We start from the raw sequence: 14,510 nt of genomic DNA, 5'->3' as shown, positions 1-14,510 counted from the left end.
CCGAAATACCAATCACATCTTTGACGGCAGCCTGAAAGCACTCCGTATCAAAATCGTATGATTCGACCAGCGTACCGTCTATGTCAAACATGACTAGATGCACGAACTCTCCCTTGGCTTATAACGTCTTTATAAATTGCCGAAAAAAGCGCAGCTTTGAGAGGTCAATTTCATGACTTTGTTATGCATTATTTGACCTCGGTTGATGATGCAAAAACAACACTAAGTTTTTCACGGATGTGACTTTATTAAAGTAAGGATTGGTTTCTGGATTCTCAGTATCTATACCTAATCGGTCAGCCACTGACCAATATATATCATCCAGATCATCAGGATCCATGTTATACGTCTTATCAAAAAGGTCATTAGCCTTGAGAGGGAATGGCTTTCCATTATACTGGCCTAGAAAATTTTGTAGTTCATTCCACACTTCTCTCATTATTTTCGTATCAACATTACGAAAATCAAATGACCTAGCATACTCACATATATTTGCTTCACCACGATCGATGGCAAGATTCTTCATCTTGAAGTAATCAAGTATATAAGAAATTACTCCTACTACCATCAAGAACCCTATGATGTAGATGACTTCCATAACCTCACCTATGCATAACGCTAAATTAAGGGGCCGAAGAAGCGTAGCTTTTGAGGTCCCAGCCCGCTCGCGGGCGAACTTTAATTTTTTGTTATGCCGTTAAAGAACTCTAATTTCCATTTTTTCAACTTCGACTTTATCAGCCGGTCTATATACAGAGAGATCTGGAAATCTATTTTCAGACCAAAGTAAGCTTAATGCCATGCTTCTTAAGTGTTTAGTATATTCTTCTATTTTTGATATATTTTCAATTGCCACGTTATGAGCAATTTTATTTCGTAATTTAATACATTCAGAAACAAACCTAGTAACTGGCATACCATTAATAGAAACCGGATCTTTTATACACTTTGCAAAACTACTGAATGCACTACTAAATGATTGCTCTTTTAAATATCCCAATGAACCCGAAAGTGAAGCTTTTTCGTCTTTTGTTAGATTAGATTCTTTTGTAAGCTCAACGAATTGATCAATTAATGATTGAGCCTCTATACTACGCATTTTTCTTTCAATTATTTGTTCCATTGCCAAATATGTAGCTAAATATTTAACCTTTGGTGACGATTCTCTAACTGAAATATTTAAAATTTCTATTATGTCAGCTGTGTTTTCATTAAATTCAAAATCATTAATCCAAGAATCCTTTAGTCCTTTTAAGACGTATAAAGGGTCACTAGGAGACACATTCATTCTTCCAGATGTAACATATTCAAAATGATTGCCATCGTCAGGAAAAACCCTTAGTCCAATTATCGTATCTAATACTTCACCACCAGTTTCACGAGCTTTTTCTTTTATTGCCGAACTAACCCCACCACTCGATCCGTCCGAAATTGGAATTGACAGACCAAGATCAAGCATGCAATTTAACAATCTCAAGTGAGTTCGTAATTTTTCCCCACTTTCTTTTGCGTCAACAACTGAAGAGTATCCTCCGCTCTCAATATGGTATTTGGTAGCACTAATGAGTTTTTCACTATCGCGTGGTACTACTTGAATCGCTATTTCGTCTGAGAGTTCGAATTCAACTGCGTCTGAATCAATACGAAAGAAACCAGGCTTAGGATGATAAAATACCAATCGAAACTTATAATTCATCTTTAGATATCCATTAGTGCATAACGCCATTATAAATTGCCGAAATAAGCGTAGCTTGTTGAGGTCAATTTCATAAAATTGTTAGCCATGGAATTATTTGAAAAACAATTTTATGGCCTCAAAAAAGCCCGCTTTTCTTATATTATTAACACCCATAACTTGGATGACACCGTTACTAATATCACCATCATAACCGTTTATTGTTAATTTATGAGATTCTTTTCCACAAACAATATGTAATATACGATCGCCGAATAAATCATATAAAACCATATTGGTTACAGAAGATAAATAAATAAGCTCTGAATCACCTTTAAAGTTAACAGATATTTTGTCATCAGAAATCTCAATAAAATTAGAAGCTCTATTTTTGTAAAAATCCCATCCTGAATATATTTGTTGACACAGAATCAATATAAACACAGATCCCATCAACAAATAATTTTCTTTACTAATCCAAACACTCTTACCCAAAAACGAGTACCACAAAGCTGCGACACACAACAGAAATAAAATAAAGGACACTATCAACCAAAAGTATCTCAATTCATGAAGAACACAATCTTTTAGGTTCTTTTCCTCGGCCCTATATATCATTACCAACTCCTTTTGGCTAACAGTCCATTTATGAGGTATTCCTACCTCATAATAATTATTAGCAAGAATACCTTTTAATTATCCTTGCAGTAGACTCAAGAATTATAAGCTCATGATATATATGCACTTTTCAAAACTTTTAACTTATTACCTCGTCTAAAAAGGTATACCGGCTCGACTCCAGCCTGTCTAAAAGGTATAACGTTCATCAGACATTTCAAGGATGAGGTGTTAAACATGGCGAACTCTCCCTTTCTTAAAACCGTCGAAGACTACATGTGGGTGCAGCGGTACAGTCGGCGTACGATCGATTCCTACCTGTACTGGATAAAGTACTTCATTGTGTTCAACGAGAAGCGGCATCCCACGGAACTTGGCGATACCGATATCAAGCGCTTTCTTACCTTTCTGGCAACGGAACGACAGGTTTCCGCCGGTACTCAAAGCCTGGCGCTGAACGCTATTGTATTTCTCAAGACCAAGTTCCTGGGACAAACAGTCGGCGACCTGTCCGGCTACAGCACTTCCCAAAAGCAGCGCAAGCTCCCCGTCGTTCTGACCGGTAGCGAGGTTTCTGCGCTGCTTGCCCAAGTGGTCGGGCGGCAGAAGTTGATGGTCGCGCTCATGTATGGCTCTGGTTTGCGACGTATCGAACTGGTGCGCCTGCGGGTCAAGGATATAGATTTCGATTTCCGGCAGATTCGGGTGATCAATGGGAAGGGAGGGAAACACCGATTGGTGACGGTGGCTGACGAACTGTTGCCGCCGTTGCGTGAACAGGTGAAAAGGGTTGGCGCTATCTTTACGCGTGACAAGGCCATTGAGCACTATGCCGGCGTCTGGCTGCCGGATGCGTTGGCCCGCAAATATCCCTCTGCGCCTTTCGAGCTTGGCTGGCATTACCTCTTCCCTGCGTCACGCCTAAGTATCGATCCTTCCAGTGGCCGCCTGCGTCGACATCACTTCGATGAGAATAACCTCAATAAGGCGGTAAAAAAAGCGGCTCGTGATGCTGGGATTACCAAGGTAGTGACCTGTCATACGCTGCGCCACTCCTTTGCCACTCACCTGCTACAGTCGGGCGCGGATATACGCACCGTGCAGCAGCAACTTGGCCATGCGGACGTGAAGACTACCGAAATCTATACCCATGTGCTCAAGCAAGGGGCGCAAGGGGTCAAGAGCCCGCTGAGCGCCCTGATTAGTGACAGTATGGAGTTCTGACCTCAGAGCAGATGCACGCCCTGCTCATCCTGCTTGATCCGCCCTGCCTTCATCAGCGAGCCCAGGGCCATCTTGTACGCTTTTTTGCTGACGCCGAAGGTGTCGCGGATCGCGTCCGGGTCGCTCTTGTCACCCAGCGGACAGAGACCGTCGTTGGCTTCGAGGTAATCGAGGATCTTCTGCGCCAGAGGATCGACACGGGCGTAGCCCGGTTTATCCAGCATCACGTCGATCTTGCCCTCGGGCGTCACTTGTTTGATGAAGCCGGTCAGCTTTTGTCCGGGACCAACATCGCGGAACAGGTCCTGATGATGCAGCAGGCCCTGATAACGGTGATCGATGATTACGGGGAATCCGAGGTCGGTACGACGCAGGATCAGCAGTTCTACCAGTTGGCCGACCTCCAGGTCGGTGGGATTTTTCTCGAGGAATCGGTCGGTTTTGGCAGACGCCGCGATACGGTCGGTGTTGTCGATATAGAGGTAAACGGCACACCAGTCACCGGGCTTGAGCGGCCGCAGCTGTTCGCCAAAGGGCAGGAACAGCTCCTTGGGCATGCCCCAGTCGAGAAAGGCGCCGACCTTGTTGACGTCGGTGACCTTGAGACTGGCGAACTCCCCGACCATCGCTTTGGGTTTGCGGGTGGAGGCGACGAGGAAATCGTCCGAGTCCAGATAGACGAACACCTGCAGACGGTCGCCGATGCGGCAGCCCTCAGGCACTTCGCGCTTGGGTAGCAGAATTCCACCCGCCTCCCCGCCATCGAGATAGACCCCAAACGGGACTTCACGCATCACTTTGAGCCTGTTGAGTTTTCCAATCTCGATCACGTCAGTATCTCTTTTACGGGTAGCGGGGTTCAGGGGCGATACTGTATCACGTCGGCTAACCGGCGATTAAGGCTTATCGACACTAGAGCAGGTCGCGCAGGTTGAAATCGGGATTGGCGGCATCGTCTGCAGTCGGCGAGATACCGGACTGTATCAGCCGTCGGGCGATCATGTGGTCGGCTGGCGCGTTGATCGACTCCACTGCCAGCAAACGTCGCCGTGCATAACAGAATACGGAGAAGCGCTCACCCTGCTCATCACCTCGAATCACCTCCAGGTCATGGCCATCGGCCAGACCGGCGATCTGCAGTTTAGTGTCGTACTGATCGCTCCAGAACCAGGGCACGGCTCGGTAGGGATCTGTATCACCGAGTAGCGTACCAGCGGCATGCTTACCCTGCTCGATTGCGTTCTGGATCGACTCAAGCCGCACCAGTCGATGATAGAGGGGGTGGCGAAAGCGGGCGCAATCGCCCGCTGCCAGGATATCCGGGGCCGAGGTTCGGCACTGCTCATCGATCAGTATGCCATCCTTGCACTTAAGGCCGGCGGTCTGCGCCAGCTCCGTATCGGGCTCGACACCGATGCCGACCAGCACGATATCGGCAGGAAAGCTGCGTCCATCACGAAGCGTCACACCGGACACGCGTCCGCCCTGCGTATCGAAGCCGGCCAGCTCGATAGCGTTTTCGACCTGCGCGCCCCGACCAAGGTGCAAACCTGCCATATGACGGGCAACTGGGCCGCTAGCAGCGCGTGGCAGCAAACTGTCGGCACCGTTCAATATACAGACCGATTTCCCCGCATCGACAAATGCGGCGGCGGCTTCAAGCCCGATAAAACCGCCGCCGATCACGACTATCTGAGTCGCGCCGGATAACGCGGCGCGCAGTGCTTTGGCTTGCGCCAATGTCCTCAGGTAATAGACCCCGGCAGCATCAGCACCGGATACCTGGAGCCGTTTTAGCTTTGCCCCTGTGGCCAACACCAAGTTGTCCCACGTAAGGCGTTCGCCGGACTCCAGCGCCAGGCTTCTGCCACCGACGTCCAGACTGGTCGCCATCTGCCCCGGAATCAGCTCAATATCATGTTTGACGTAAAACTCGGCATTACGCTGAATCAGACGAGACTGATCCCACTCGCCCTTGAGAAACTGTTTGGATAGCGGTGGGCGTTGATACGGCAGGCCCGCTTCGTCACCGATCAGCCGTACCCGGCCCCGGTAACCCCGACGCCTGAGGGTCTCGGCGGTCGACAGCCCAGCGTGGCCACAGCCGACGATAACGATGCCCGCATCGCTCATATCTGGGTTTCCGGCAGATCAACCACAATGCCGTCAAGCTCGGCTGTAAGCTCGATCTGGCAGGAGAGACGACTGTTCGCTCTGCGTTCGGCTGCGGTACACTCGAGCATCTCATCTTCGGTCGAGCCTATTGGCGGGAGTTTGTCGAGGTAGCGCTCGTCGATATAGACGTGGCAGGTGGCGCAGTTGCAGGCGCCGCCGCACTCCGCTTCGATGCCTTCAACACCGTTGTGAAAGGCAGCTTCCATCAGGCTCCAGCCTTCTGGCGCTTTTATATCGTAGCTGACGCCGTCAGCTTCCACGAAGGTGATCTTAACCATCTCAATATCCTGTATAGCAGATAAGGGCCTGAAACCGACCGTTATCGGATACGACATAATTAAGAAGATAGAGTCAGCCGGGTGGATCTGTCCATTTCCACCCGGCCGATCAGGCGAATAGCCCCTTACGAATCAGGGCGTTTCGTTTGCGAGGAAGAACCAGGTGTCGAGCACCGAGTCGGGGTTCAGGGAAACACTGGAGATCCCCTGCTCCATCAGCCAGCGTGCCAGATCCGGGTGATCGGACGGGCCCTGACCGCAGATGCCGATATATTTGCCCTGCTTGCGGCACGCCTCGATTGCCATCCCCAGCAGCTTCTTGACTGCATCGTTACGCTCATCGAACAGGTGCGCGATAATGCCGGAGTCACGATCCAGGCCCAGGGTCAGCTGGGTCAGGTCGTTGGAGCCGATGGAGAAGCCGTCGAAGTGCTCCAGGAACTGGTCGGCCAGCAGCGCGTTGGACGGGATCTCGCACATCATGATCAGGCGCAAGCCGTTTTCGCCACGACGCAAACCGTTGTCGGCGAGCAGATCGACCACCTGCTTGGCTTCGCCCGGCGTACGCACGAACGGCACCATGATCTCCACGTTGGTCAGGCGCATCACATCGCGCACCCGCTTCAACGCACGACACTCCAGCTCGAAGCAGTCGCGGAAGTCGTCGGAGATGTAGCGCGCTGCACCACGGAAACCGAGCATCGGGTTCTCTTCGCTGGGCTCGTAGCGGTCACCGCCGATCAGGTGGCCATACTCGTTGGACTTGAAGTCGGACATGCGCACGATCACCTTCTTCGGATAGAAGGCAGCCGCCAGTGTCGAGATACCCTCGACCAGCTTGTCGACATAGAAGTCCACCGGGCTGGCGTAACCGGCGATACGGCGCTCGATGATCTGCTTCACATCGCGCGGCTGTTCATTAAAGTTCAGCAGCGCTTTCGGGTGTACACCGATCATGCGGTTGATGATGAACTCGAGACGCGCCAGTCCGACACCGGCATTGGGCAGTGCCTGGAAATCGAACGCGCGATCCGGGTTGCCCACGTTCATCATTACGTGGAACGGCAGGTTCGGCATCGACTCGACGCTGTTGGTCTGGTGTTCGAACGCCAGCAGACCTTCGTAGGCCCGGCCGGTATCACCCTCGGCGCAGGAAACGGTGACCTCCTGGCCGTTGGTCAGACGCTCGGTGGCATCGCCACAACCAACGATGGCCGGGATGCCCAGCTCACGGGCGATGATCGCCGCGTGGCAGGTACGTCCACCGCGGTTGGTGATGATCGCTGCCGCGCGCTTCATGACCGGTTCCCAGTCCGGGTCGGTCATATCGGTAACCAGTACGTCGCCAGGTTGCACCTCGTGCATCGCCTCCAGGCCGCTGACGATACGGACCGGGCCGGAACCGATGCGGTGGCCGATGGAGCGACCTTCGACCAGCACCTTGCCCTTCTCTTTCAGCAGGTAGCGCTCGATGACGGTGGCGCTACCCTGGCTGCGCACGGTTTCCGGACGCGCCTGGACCACGTAGAGCTGGCCATCGTCACCATCCTTCGCCCACTCGATATCCATCGGGCGGCCGTAGTGCTTTTCGATGATCACGGCGATGCGGGCGAGCTGCTCAACATCGGCGTCGGAGATGCAGAAACGCTGGCGGTCGCTCATCGGCACATCGACTGTCTCCACGGCACGACCGGCGCTACCCTCGTTGGTGTAGACCATCTTGATCGCCTTGGAACCCAGGGTGCGGCGCAGGATCGCCGGCGTATCCTGGGCCAGGGTCGGCTTGTAGACGTAGAACTCGTCCGGATTCACTGCACCCTGCACCACGGTTTCCCCGAGGCCATACGCCGCGGTGATGAACACCACATGCTGGAAGCCTGATTCGGTATCCAGGGTGAACATAACGCCGGAGGCGCCGGTTTCGCTGCGCACCATCTGCTGGATGCCGGCGGACAGCGCCACTTCGGCGTGGGTGAAACCCTTGTGTACGCGGTAGGAGATGGCACGGTCATTATACAGGGAGGCGAACACCTCCTTGATCGCGTGCTTGATGTTGTCCAGACCGCGAATATTGAGGAAGGTCTCCTGCTGACCGGCGAAGGATGCATCCGGCAGGTCTTCCGCGGTTGCGGAGGAGCGCACGGCGACCGCCATATTCGCATTACCGGCGGACATCTCGGCCCAGGCTTTCTCGATCTGTGCATCCAGCTCAGGCTGGAACTCCGCATCCATTATCCACTTGCGGATCCGGCTGCCGGTCTCGATCAGCGCCCGAGTATCTTCAGCATCCAGGGCATCGAGCGCTGCGTTGATCTTGCCTGAAAGTCCGCCATGGTCGAGAAACTCGCGGTAAGCTTCGGCGGTGGTTGCGAAACCGCCCGGAACGCATACACCCGCGTCGCTAAGCTGACTGATCATCTCTCCAAGGGAGGCATTCTTACCGCCAACCTTGTCTACATCCCCCATGCCTGACTGATCCAGGCGCAGTACATATTGCCGCAAAGCCGTTTCTCCTGAGTTGAACGTCTACCTGAATAGTTATTGTTATTTTTTCTGAAGGCATGGATGATACTCCAGCTGAAAACAAAAATCGCCAGTTCGAAATAAATGTAATTTTTTTACAAAAATCGGCGATTCTGCTGCCAAAATACCCGTACAGTGCGAAACGGGACTAGACGGACTTTGAGCTACCGCAATATGAAAAGAACCGCCTTTTTTATCTCCGACGGCACCGGCATCACCGCTGAAACCCTGGGCAACAGCCTGCTCTCCCAGTTCGAGGGGATCAAGTTCAACAAGATCACCCTGCCCTACATCGATACCGTGGAAAAAGCCCGGACCACCGTTGAGCGAATCAACGCTGCCTGTGCAGAGGATGGCGAACCGCCGATCGTGCTCGATACCATCGTCGACGAAGAGATTCGCGAACTGCTGGCGAGCAGTAACGGTTTCAAGATCGACGTGTTCTCGACCTTTCTCAAGCCGCTGGAGAAGGAGTTGAAAACCCACTCCTCCTATACCGTGGGCAAATCCCACGGCATCATCGAGATGAACCGCTACAAGGACAGGATCGACTCGGTCAACTTCGCGCTGGATAATGATGACGGCGCCCGTACCCAACAGTATGACCGCGCGGATATCATTCTGGTCGGCGTCTCTCGCTGCGGTAAAACACCCACCTGCCTCTATATGGCACTGCAGTTTGGCGTACGTGCGGCCAACTATCCGCTGACCGACGAGGATATGGAGTCGCCCCGGCTGCCCGAGGTGCTGCAGCGCTACCGACATAAACTGTATGGCCTGACCATCGATCCGTTCCAGCTGGCGGCGATTCGCCATGAGCGTCGCCCCAACAGCCGCTACGCTTCACTGGACCAGTGTGACTTCGAAATTCGTACCGTCGAGCGGCTATTTCAGCAGCAGGACCTGCCGTTCATCAACACCACCAACTTCTCCATAGAGGAGATCTCCACGCGGATCATCGCCCACACCGGTCTGATCAGGCGGCTCAACTGAGATTTCGGCGGTACTCCATGTCGATATGCGGGATTCCATCCTCGTCATAGATCCCGCTAACCTCGACGAAATCGAGCGAGGCATAAAACTGCCGCAGATGCGCCTGTGCCGATACCCTTATCGGGTATTCCGACCCTAGCGAAACACACTCCGCCATAGCACGTCGCATCAGCTCCCGCCCCAGGCCCCCGGCGCGATACTCCGGTGCCACCACGACGCGGCCAATACGACTGTATGGGATCTCCTGCTTAGGCTGAAACAACCTCGCGCCAGCAATCAGCTCCCCCGCCTCCATGCCCAGCAGGTGCAGGGCATCCCGATCCTGGCCGTCGATATCGGCGTAGGCACAGCACTGCTCCACCACGAACACCCGCTGGCGCAGTGCCAGCCAGTCCTCCAGCATGCGAAGATCAAAAGCGCTATAGGACAACAGTTTCCAGTCGATTGTTGTCTCTGGCATTTATACTGTTCCCATATTGATGTCACCGAATTCGTAACTAGCAAGTGCCGATCTGGCATAATTGCTGGTTTCACAACAGTCTACAGGAGTTGTTATGCCCCTGTCCGAACCGGTCGAGCGCGAGCTGTCGCACACGCGCCAAGTCAGTTGCCGCGGATACAAGCGCAAGGATGGTCTTTGGGATGTCGAGGCCTATCTGCTGGATACGAAGACGTACAATATGGATATGCATGAAGGTGGGTTGCTGCCGGCTGGTGCGCCGATTCACGAGATGGCGATCCGCATCACCGTCGACCTGGATCTGAACATCCTGGAAGCGGAAGCGGTCATGGACCACACGCCGTTCAGGATGTGCCCCGATATTGCCGATCGTTACCAGCTACTGAAGGGGCTGCAGATCGCCCCGGGCTTTACCCGTAAGACCCGCGAGCTGTTCGCCGGCACTCAGGGCTGTACCCACCTGCTTGAGCTGTTGGGGCCGCTGGCCACCACCGCGTTTCAGGCTACGCACCAGGAGCGCGAGTATCTGGAGGACTGGCACACCGGCTCGACACCACCGCCGATGCTGAACAGCTGCCACTCGTTCGCCGAAGACTCCGACGTGGTAAAAAGCTACTGGCCCAAGCACTATCAGCCACATAATAAGAGCGAAAACTGAGGACACCACATGCTGATTCATCCCGACCGTTCGCTACTGCTGCTGGTCGACATCCAGGAGCGACTGGCACCGGCCATCGACGACGCCCAGCAGCTAATCGATAACTGCTGCTGGCTGACCGACGTCGCCAACCGGCTGCACATCCCGGTGATCGCCAGCGAGCAGTACCCGCAGGGACTGGGTCCAACGTTTGAGGTGTTACGTCGGCGCCTGCCTGACGAGCAGATTTTCTCCAAACAGGCTTTCTCCTGCGCATCGGAGCCTGAGTGTGCTGCGGCAATCGAGCAGCTCAAGATGGGTCAGATCATCATCGCCGGGATGGAGACCCATGTCTGCGTGCTGCAAACTGCACTGGAGCTCAAACAGCAGGCACGCGAGGTGTTCGTGGTCGAGGACTGCGTTGGTTCGCGCACACCGGCCAACAAGGCCGCCGGTATTGAAAGACTGAGACAGAACGGCGTGCAGATCGTGACCCGCGAGATGGTCGCCTTCGAGTGGTTGCGCAAGGCGGGTAACGACCGTTTCCGCGAAATCAGCCGCGAATTCCTGCGCTGAAACAGCAAAGCCCGCAGCGAGTGCGGGCTTTGTCTTTTGCAGCACCTTATCAGGTGGCTTCGGTCCGCTCCTTGATCGAGGCCTCAGGTTCATCGGCAAAGATCAGTTCATCCTCCGGCGCATGCTTGCCGAACAGCTTCGGCCGTTCGATCAGGAAATAGAGCACCAGTCCGATCACTACTGCATACACGGTCGATTTCGGATCCGGCATGGCCAGGGTAACAGCCACGATACCCGCCACGCCCCGTTCGGTGGGATTCTTCAGCTGCTCCATGCCGACCATGATGCAGATATACGCAGTCAGAATCAGCGTCAGCGACAGTGCAATTGGCAGTACCGGTTTGAACAGCGTCACCAGTGGCAGGATAAACAGTGCCACGAAACCGGTAATCCAGAAGGTACCACCACCACTGTAGATCGAATCCATCGCCTTGCGGCCCATGGCATAACGCTCGGCAACCGTTGCATGTGCCGCAGTCCACAGCGGACCGGCCAATCCGGGCCAGGGTGCCAGAAACGCGTGTAACAGGTTACGCAGTGCGGTTACCAGATGGACACGGTCGACGCTGCCATCGATCTTTTCATCCTCGCGCAGGTGGTCGATACGCTTGACCAGCGTAAACCCGACGATGATATCGCCGAACGCAATCACGTAGGCGATCACGGCGGTCGGTATCGCCAGCAGGAACACATCCCAGCCGGGGAAACCGATGGTAAAGGTCAGGTACTGCCACATCAGCGCAAAATCGGGCTGGGTGATACCCCACTGAATATCCGGCGTCGCGTACTCGCCGCTGCCCCAGCCGATCAGCATGGCGATAATCATACCGGGCACCATGCCGAAGTTGGCGATCCGCTTGGCCAGCGGACTGGCATTCACCACGTTCTTGAACGATAGCGAAAACAGGATATAGGCCGAGATGATCGCCCCGAGCAGCAGGGAGATCGGTGTAGAGTCGATCCGCCCGCCGGTTTTCAGCTCTCCCATCAGCGCGGCGATACCGGCACCGATGATGATCCCTGCCTTAAGTGAATTAGGGATGAGGTCCACCAGTTTCGAGCCCAGTCGGGTGATACCCAGGAAGAGAAAGATCAGCGTTACCTCCAGCTGTAGCGCGAACATCGCCTTGATCGCTTCCGGCCCCGGTTCGAACCCTTTCAGATATAACAGTACCACCGGTATCGCCGGGGTGATCCAGCCCGGCACCAGCGGCACCCCAAGCAGCGCCGGCAGGATATAGCCGAGGCCGGCCACAAAGGTGAACGCCAGCGCCGCCTCGTACGGCATGCCCAGGTAGTTTTCCAGTAGCGGGATCATCGCCAGACCCACCACGAACATGATCAGTCCCTGGATCATCTCCGGCATCTCCAGGCGATAATGGATTAACGGAAGGCGCAGTTTGAAAGGCCCAAGCGGCCAGTAAGGCTGCTCGGTACCGTGTTGGCGGTTGACGATCGACATCTGGGGTTCCTTATTCTGGTGCGTGCTGTTACTGGTTCAGTCGTGGGCTCGATGGTCGAACCCACGCACTACAGCACTAGTAGAACCCGTGAATACGTCGAGAATTTTTCTCAAAAGCAACGAAATGTAGCAATGCCAAACAAAAAAGGGCGCGATAATCGCGCCCAAAACAGCCAGGAATAGGGTGCCTGGTCATCACCATGAGTGTTTGATGGTTATAGCTCTTTGGTGCGATTTCTCAGCAGATACTTCTGGATCTTTCCGGTTGAGGTCTTGGGCAACTCTCCGAACACAACCGTCTTCGGCACTTTGAAATGCGCCATGTTCGCCCGACAGAACTCGATAATCTCTTCCGCTGTCACCTCACCGCTGGCATCGATAAAGGCACAGGGGGTCTCGCCCCACTTCTCGTCCGGTCGCGCCACCACGGCGGCCTCGCGCACCTTCGGGTGGCGGTAGAGAATATCCTCCACCTCGATACTGGAGATATTCTCGCCACCGGAGATGATCACATCCTTGGAGCGATCCTTGATCTCGATGTAGTTATCGGGGTGACAAACTGCCAGATCGCCGGAGTGGAACCAACCGCCCGCGAACGCCTCTTCGCTGGCGCTGGGGTTCTTCAGGTAACCGCGCATCACCAGGTTGCCGCGCATCATGATCTCACCGATGGTGATACCGTCTGCGGGCACCGGCTCTAGCGTCACCGGATCGGCAACCATCAACCCCTCCAGCATCGGAGCCTTGACACCCTGGCGGGATTTCAATCGCGCACGCTCGGTCAGGCTGAGTTCATCCCACTCCCCTTTCCAGGCACAGACGACGCTGGGGCCATAGGTTTCGGTCAGGCCGTAAACATGGGTCACGGAGAAGCCAAGCGCCTCCATCCCTTCGATCACCGAGGCTGGCGGTGCGGCGCCGGCGGTCATCACCTTGACCTTGTGCTCGATTCCCTCTTTGAGCGCCTGCGGCCCGCCGTTAAGCATATTGAGGACAATCGGGGCACCGCAGAAGTGGTCGACACCCTCTTTGCGGATCAGCTCGAATATAGGTTCGACCCGAACATGACGCAGACAGACATTGGTACCGCTGACCGCGGCAAGGGCCCAGGGAAAGCACCAGCCGTTGCAGTGGAACATCGGCAGGGTCCAGAGGTAAACCGGCTTCTCGGTCATGCCCCAGGACACGATATTGCTCAATGCGTTCAGGTAGGCGCCACGATGGTGATAGACCACACCCTTGGGGTTACCGGTGGTGCCGGAGGTGTAATTGAGGGAGATCGCGCGCCACTCGTCATCGGGCGGCGTGTAGATGAATTGCTCATCACCCTTCGCCAGCAACTCCTCGTAACGCATCTGACCGATCAACTCGCCGCCTTCGTACTGAGGATCGTCGATATCGATCACGATCGGCTTGCGCGGCATCAGTTTCAACGCCCGCGATACCACCGTGGAGAACTCGCGGTCGACCAGTAGCACCCGGGTTTCCGCATGTTCCATGATAAATGCCACCGCCTCGGGATCAAGACGAGTGTTGATGCTGTTCAACACCGCACCACTCATCGGTACCGCGAAGTGGGCTTCGTAATGCTCGGGAATGTTGGGCGCGATGATCGACACCGTCTCCCCCGCCTTAATGCCCAGCCCCTGCAAAGCGCTGGCCAGGCGACGACAGCGCTGCCAGGTTTCCAGCCAACTGCGCCTCAATGTGCCGTGTACGATCGCAGTGCGCTTGGGGTAAACCTGTGCCGAGCGCTCCAGAAAACTGACCGGCGTGAGCGTGGCATAGTTTGCGCTGTTCTGGTCAAGTTGCTGATCGAAGATACTCATGGGTGTTGCAGGCATATCCTATAACCTCGTTATTGTTATCTCCGGCGGCATACCGAATGA

Annotated in this window: 14 protein-coding genes; 4 read left to right on the top strand and 10 right to left on the bottom strand. The window is 54.3% G+C overall.

Annotated features, from left to right (window positions below; genetic code table 11):
- Positions 1–181: 181 nt before the first annotated feature.
- From IEX40_RS16095 to IEX40_RS16085, 3 genes are all read right to left on the bottom strand, one after another.
- A complete protein-coding gene (locus IEX40_RS16095; protein WP_188750101.1) occupies positions 182–598 on the bottom strand; it encodes a hypothetical protein in 417 nt (138 codons plus the stop codon).
- A 99-nt stretch (positions 599–697) separates the two neighbouring features.
- Positions 698–1,696 carry a hypothetical protein gene (locus IEX40_RS16090; protein ID WP_188750100.1) on the bottom strand — a complete coding sequence of 333 codons (999 nt, stop codon included), beginning with the start codon at positions 1,694–1,696 and terminating at the stop codon, positions 698–700.
- A 93-nt stretch (positions 1,697–1,789) separates the two neighbouring features.
- Complete coding sequence (locus IEX40_RS16085; RefSeq protein WP_188750098.1) at positions 1,790–2,170, bottom strand: hypothetical protein; 381 nt, start codon at positions 2,168–2,170, stop codon at positions 1,790–1,792.
- Between the two features lie 360 nt (positions 2,171–2,530).
- On the opposite strand from IEX40_RS16085, the gene IEX40_RS16080 reads away from it, so the two are divergent.
- Positions 2,531–3,517, top strand: a complete 987-nt coding sequence (locus IEX40_RS16080) for an integron integrase (protein ID WP_188750096.1) — start codon at positions 2,531–2,533, stop codon at positions 3,515–3,517.
- 2 nt (positions 3,518–3,519) lie between these two features.
- On the opposite strand, the gene IEX40_RS16075 is transcribed toward IEX40_RS16080, so the two are convergent.
- The 4 genes from IEX40_RS16075 to ppsA all read right to left on the bottom strand — a co-directional run bounded on the left by IEX40_RS16075 (position 3,520) and on the right by ppsA (position 8,436).
- Positions 3,520–4,347 carry a CvfB family protein gene (locus IEX40_RS16075; protein ID WP_188750094.1) on the bottom strand — a complete coding sequence of 276 codons (828 nt, stop codon included), beginning with the start codon at positions 4,345–4,347 and terminating at the stop codon, positions 3,520–3,522.
- 82 nt (positions 4,348–4,429) lie between these two features.
- Positions 4,430–5,650, bottom strand: coding sequence for an NAD(P)/FAD-dependent oxidoreductase (locus tag IEX40_RS16070; RefSeq protein WP_188750092.1), 1,221 nt, complete (start codon positions 5,648–5,650; stop codon positions 4,430–4,432).
- The gene (locus IEX40_RS16065; RefSeq protein ID WP_188750089.1) at positions 5,647–5,970 is read right to left on the bottom strand and encodes a 2Fe-2S iron-sulfur cluster-binding protein; all 324 of its coding nucleotides are present in this window, start codon (positions 5,968–5,970) and stop codon (positions 5,647–5,649) included. The genes IEX40_RS16070 and IEX40_RS16065 overlap by 4 nt, the downstream gene beginning before the upstream one ends.
- 132 nt (positions 5,971–6,102) lie before the next feature.
- Positions 6,103–8,436 (bottom strand): phosphoenolpyruvate synthase, encoded by a 2,334-nt coding sequence (gene ppsA, locus IEX40_RS16060; RefSeq protein WP_373286486.1) that lies wholly within the window; start codon positions 8,434–8,436, stop codon positions 6,103–6,105.
- 231 nt (positions 8,437–8,667) lie between these two features.
- Between ppsA and ppsR the strand changes: the two genes are divergently transcribed.
- Entirely contained in the window at positions 8,668–9,486 is an 819-nt protein-coding gene (gene ppsR, locus IEX40_RS16055) for a posphoenolpyruvate synthetase regulatory kinase/phosphorylase PpsR (RefSeq protein WP_188750085.1), read from the top strand.
- On the opposite strand, the gene IEX40_RS16050 is transcribed toward ppsR, so the two are convergent.
- On the bottom strand, positions 9,479–9,946 hold the full coding sequence (locus IEX40_RS16050; RefSeq protein WP_188750083.1) for a GNAT family N-acetyltransferase: 468 nt from the start codon (positions 9,944–9,946) through the stop codon (positions 9,479–9,481). The genes ppsR and IEX40_RS16050 overlap by 8 nt on opposite strands.
- A gap of 94 nt (positions 9,947–10,040) precedes the next feature.
- Here IEX40_RS16050 and IEX40_RS16045 point away from each other — a divergent pair, with 94 nt between their 5' ends.
- Complete coding sequence (locus IEX40_RS16045; protein WP_188750081.1) at positions 10,041–10,604, top strand: DUF2889 domain-containing protein; 564 nt, start codon at positions 10,041–10,043, stop codon at positions 10,602–10,604.
- A gap of 9 nt (positions 10,605–10,613) precedes the next feature.
- Positions 10,614–11,159, top strand: coding sequence for a hydrolase (locus IEX40_RS16040; protein ID WP_188750079.1), 546 nt, complete (start codon positions 10,614–10,616; stop codon positions 11,157–11,159).
- A 49-nt stretch (positions 11,160–11,208) separates the two neighbouring features.
- On the opposite strand, the gene IEX40_RS16035 is transcribed toward IEX40_RS16040, so the two are convergent.
- A complete protein-coding gene (locus IEX40_RS16035) occupies positions 11,209–12,621 on the bottom strand; it encodes a xanthine/uracil/vitamin C permease (protein ID WP_188750078.1) in 1,413 nt (470 codons plus the stop codon).
- Positions 12,622–12,836: 215 nt separating this feature from the next.
- Positions 12,837–14,465, bottom strand: coding sequence for an acyl-CoA synthetase (locus tag IEX40_RS16030; protein ID WP_188750076.1), 1,629 nt, complete (start codon positions 14,463–14,465; stop codon positions 12,837–12,839).
- Positions 14,466–14,510: the final 45 nt, after the last annotated feature.

This window comes from Marinobacterium zhoushanense (genome assembly GCF_014641945.1).
GTDB classification, from domain to species: domain Bacteria; phylum Pseudomonadota; class Gammaproteobacteria; order Pseudomonadales; family Balneatricaceae; genus Marinobacterium_D; species Marinobacterium_D zhoushanense.
This window is presented reverse-complemented; position numbering and strand designations above follow the sequence as displayed.

Coding starts and splice junctions, on each gene's coding strand:
- IEX40_RS16095 (WP_188750101.1), bottom strand. CDS start 598: ATGGAAGTCATCTACATCATAGGGTTCTTGATGGTAGTAGGAGTAATT.
- IEX40_RS16090 (WP_188750100.1), bottom strand. CDS start 1,696: ATGAATTATAAGTTTCGATTGGTATTTTATCATCCTAAGCCTGGTTTC.
- IEX40_RS16080 (WP_188750096.1), top strand. CDS start 2,531: ATGGCGAACTCTCCCTTTCTTAAAACCGTCGAAGACTACATGTGGGTG.
- IEX40_RS16070 (WP_188750092.1), bottom strand. CDS start 5,650: ATGAGCGATGCGGGCATCGTTATCGTCGGCTGTGGCCACGCTGGGCTG.
- IEX40_RS16065 (WP_188750089.1), bottom strand. CDS start 5,970: ATGGTTAAGATCACCTTCGTGGAAGCTGACGGCGTCAGCTACGATATA.
- ppsA (WP_373286486.1), bottom strand. CDS start 8,436: ATGGGGGATGTAGACAAGGTTGGCGGTAAGAATGCCTCCCTTGGAGAG.
- ppsR (WP_188750085.1), top strand. CDS start 8,668: ATGAAAAGAACCGCCTTTTTTATCTCCGACGGCACCGGCATCACCGCT.
- IEX40_RS16050 (WP_188750083.1), bottom strand. CDS start 9,946: ATGCCAGAGACAACAATCGACTGGAAACTGTTGTCCTATAGCGCTTTT.
- IEX40_RS16045 (WP_188750081.1), top strand. CDS start 10,041: ATGCCCCTGTCCGAACCGGTCGAGCGCGAGCTGTCGCACACGCGCCAA.
- IEX40_RS16040 (WP_188750079.1), top strand. CDS start 10,614: ATGCTGATTCATCCCGACCGTTCGCTACTGCTGCTGGTCGACATCCAG.
- IEX40_RS16035 (WP_188750078.1), bottom strand. CDS start 12,621: ATGTCGATCGTCAACCGCCAACACGGTACCGAGCAGCCTTACTGGCCG.
- IEX40_RS16030 (WP_188750076.1), bottom strand. CDS start 14,465: ATGCCTGCAACACCCATGAGTATCTTCGATCAGCAACTTGACCAGAAC.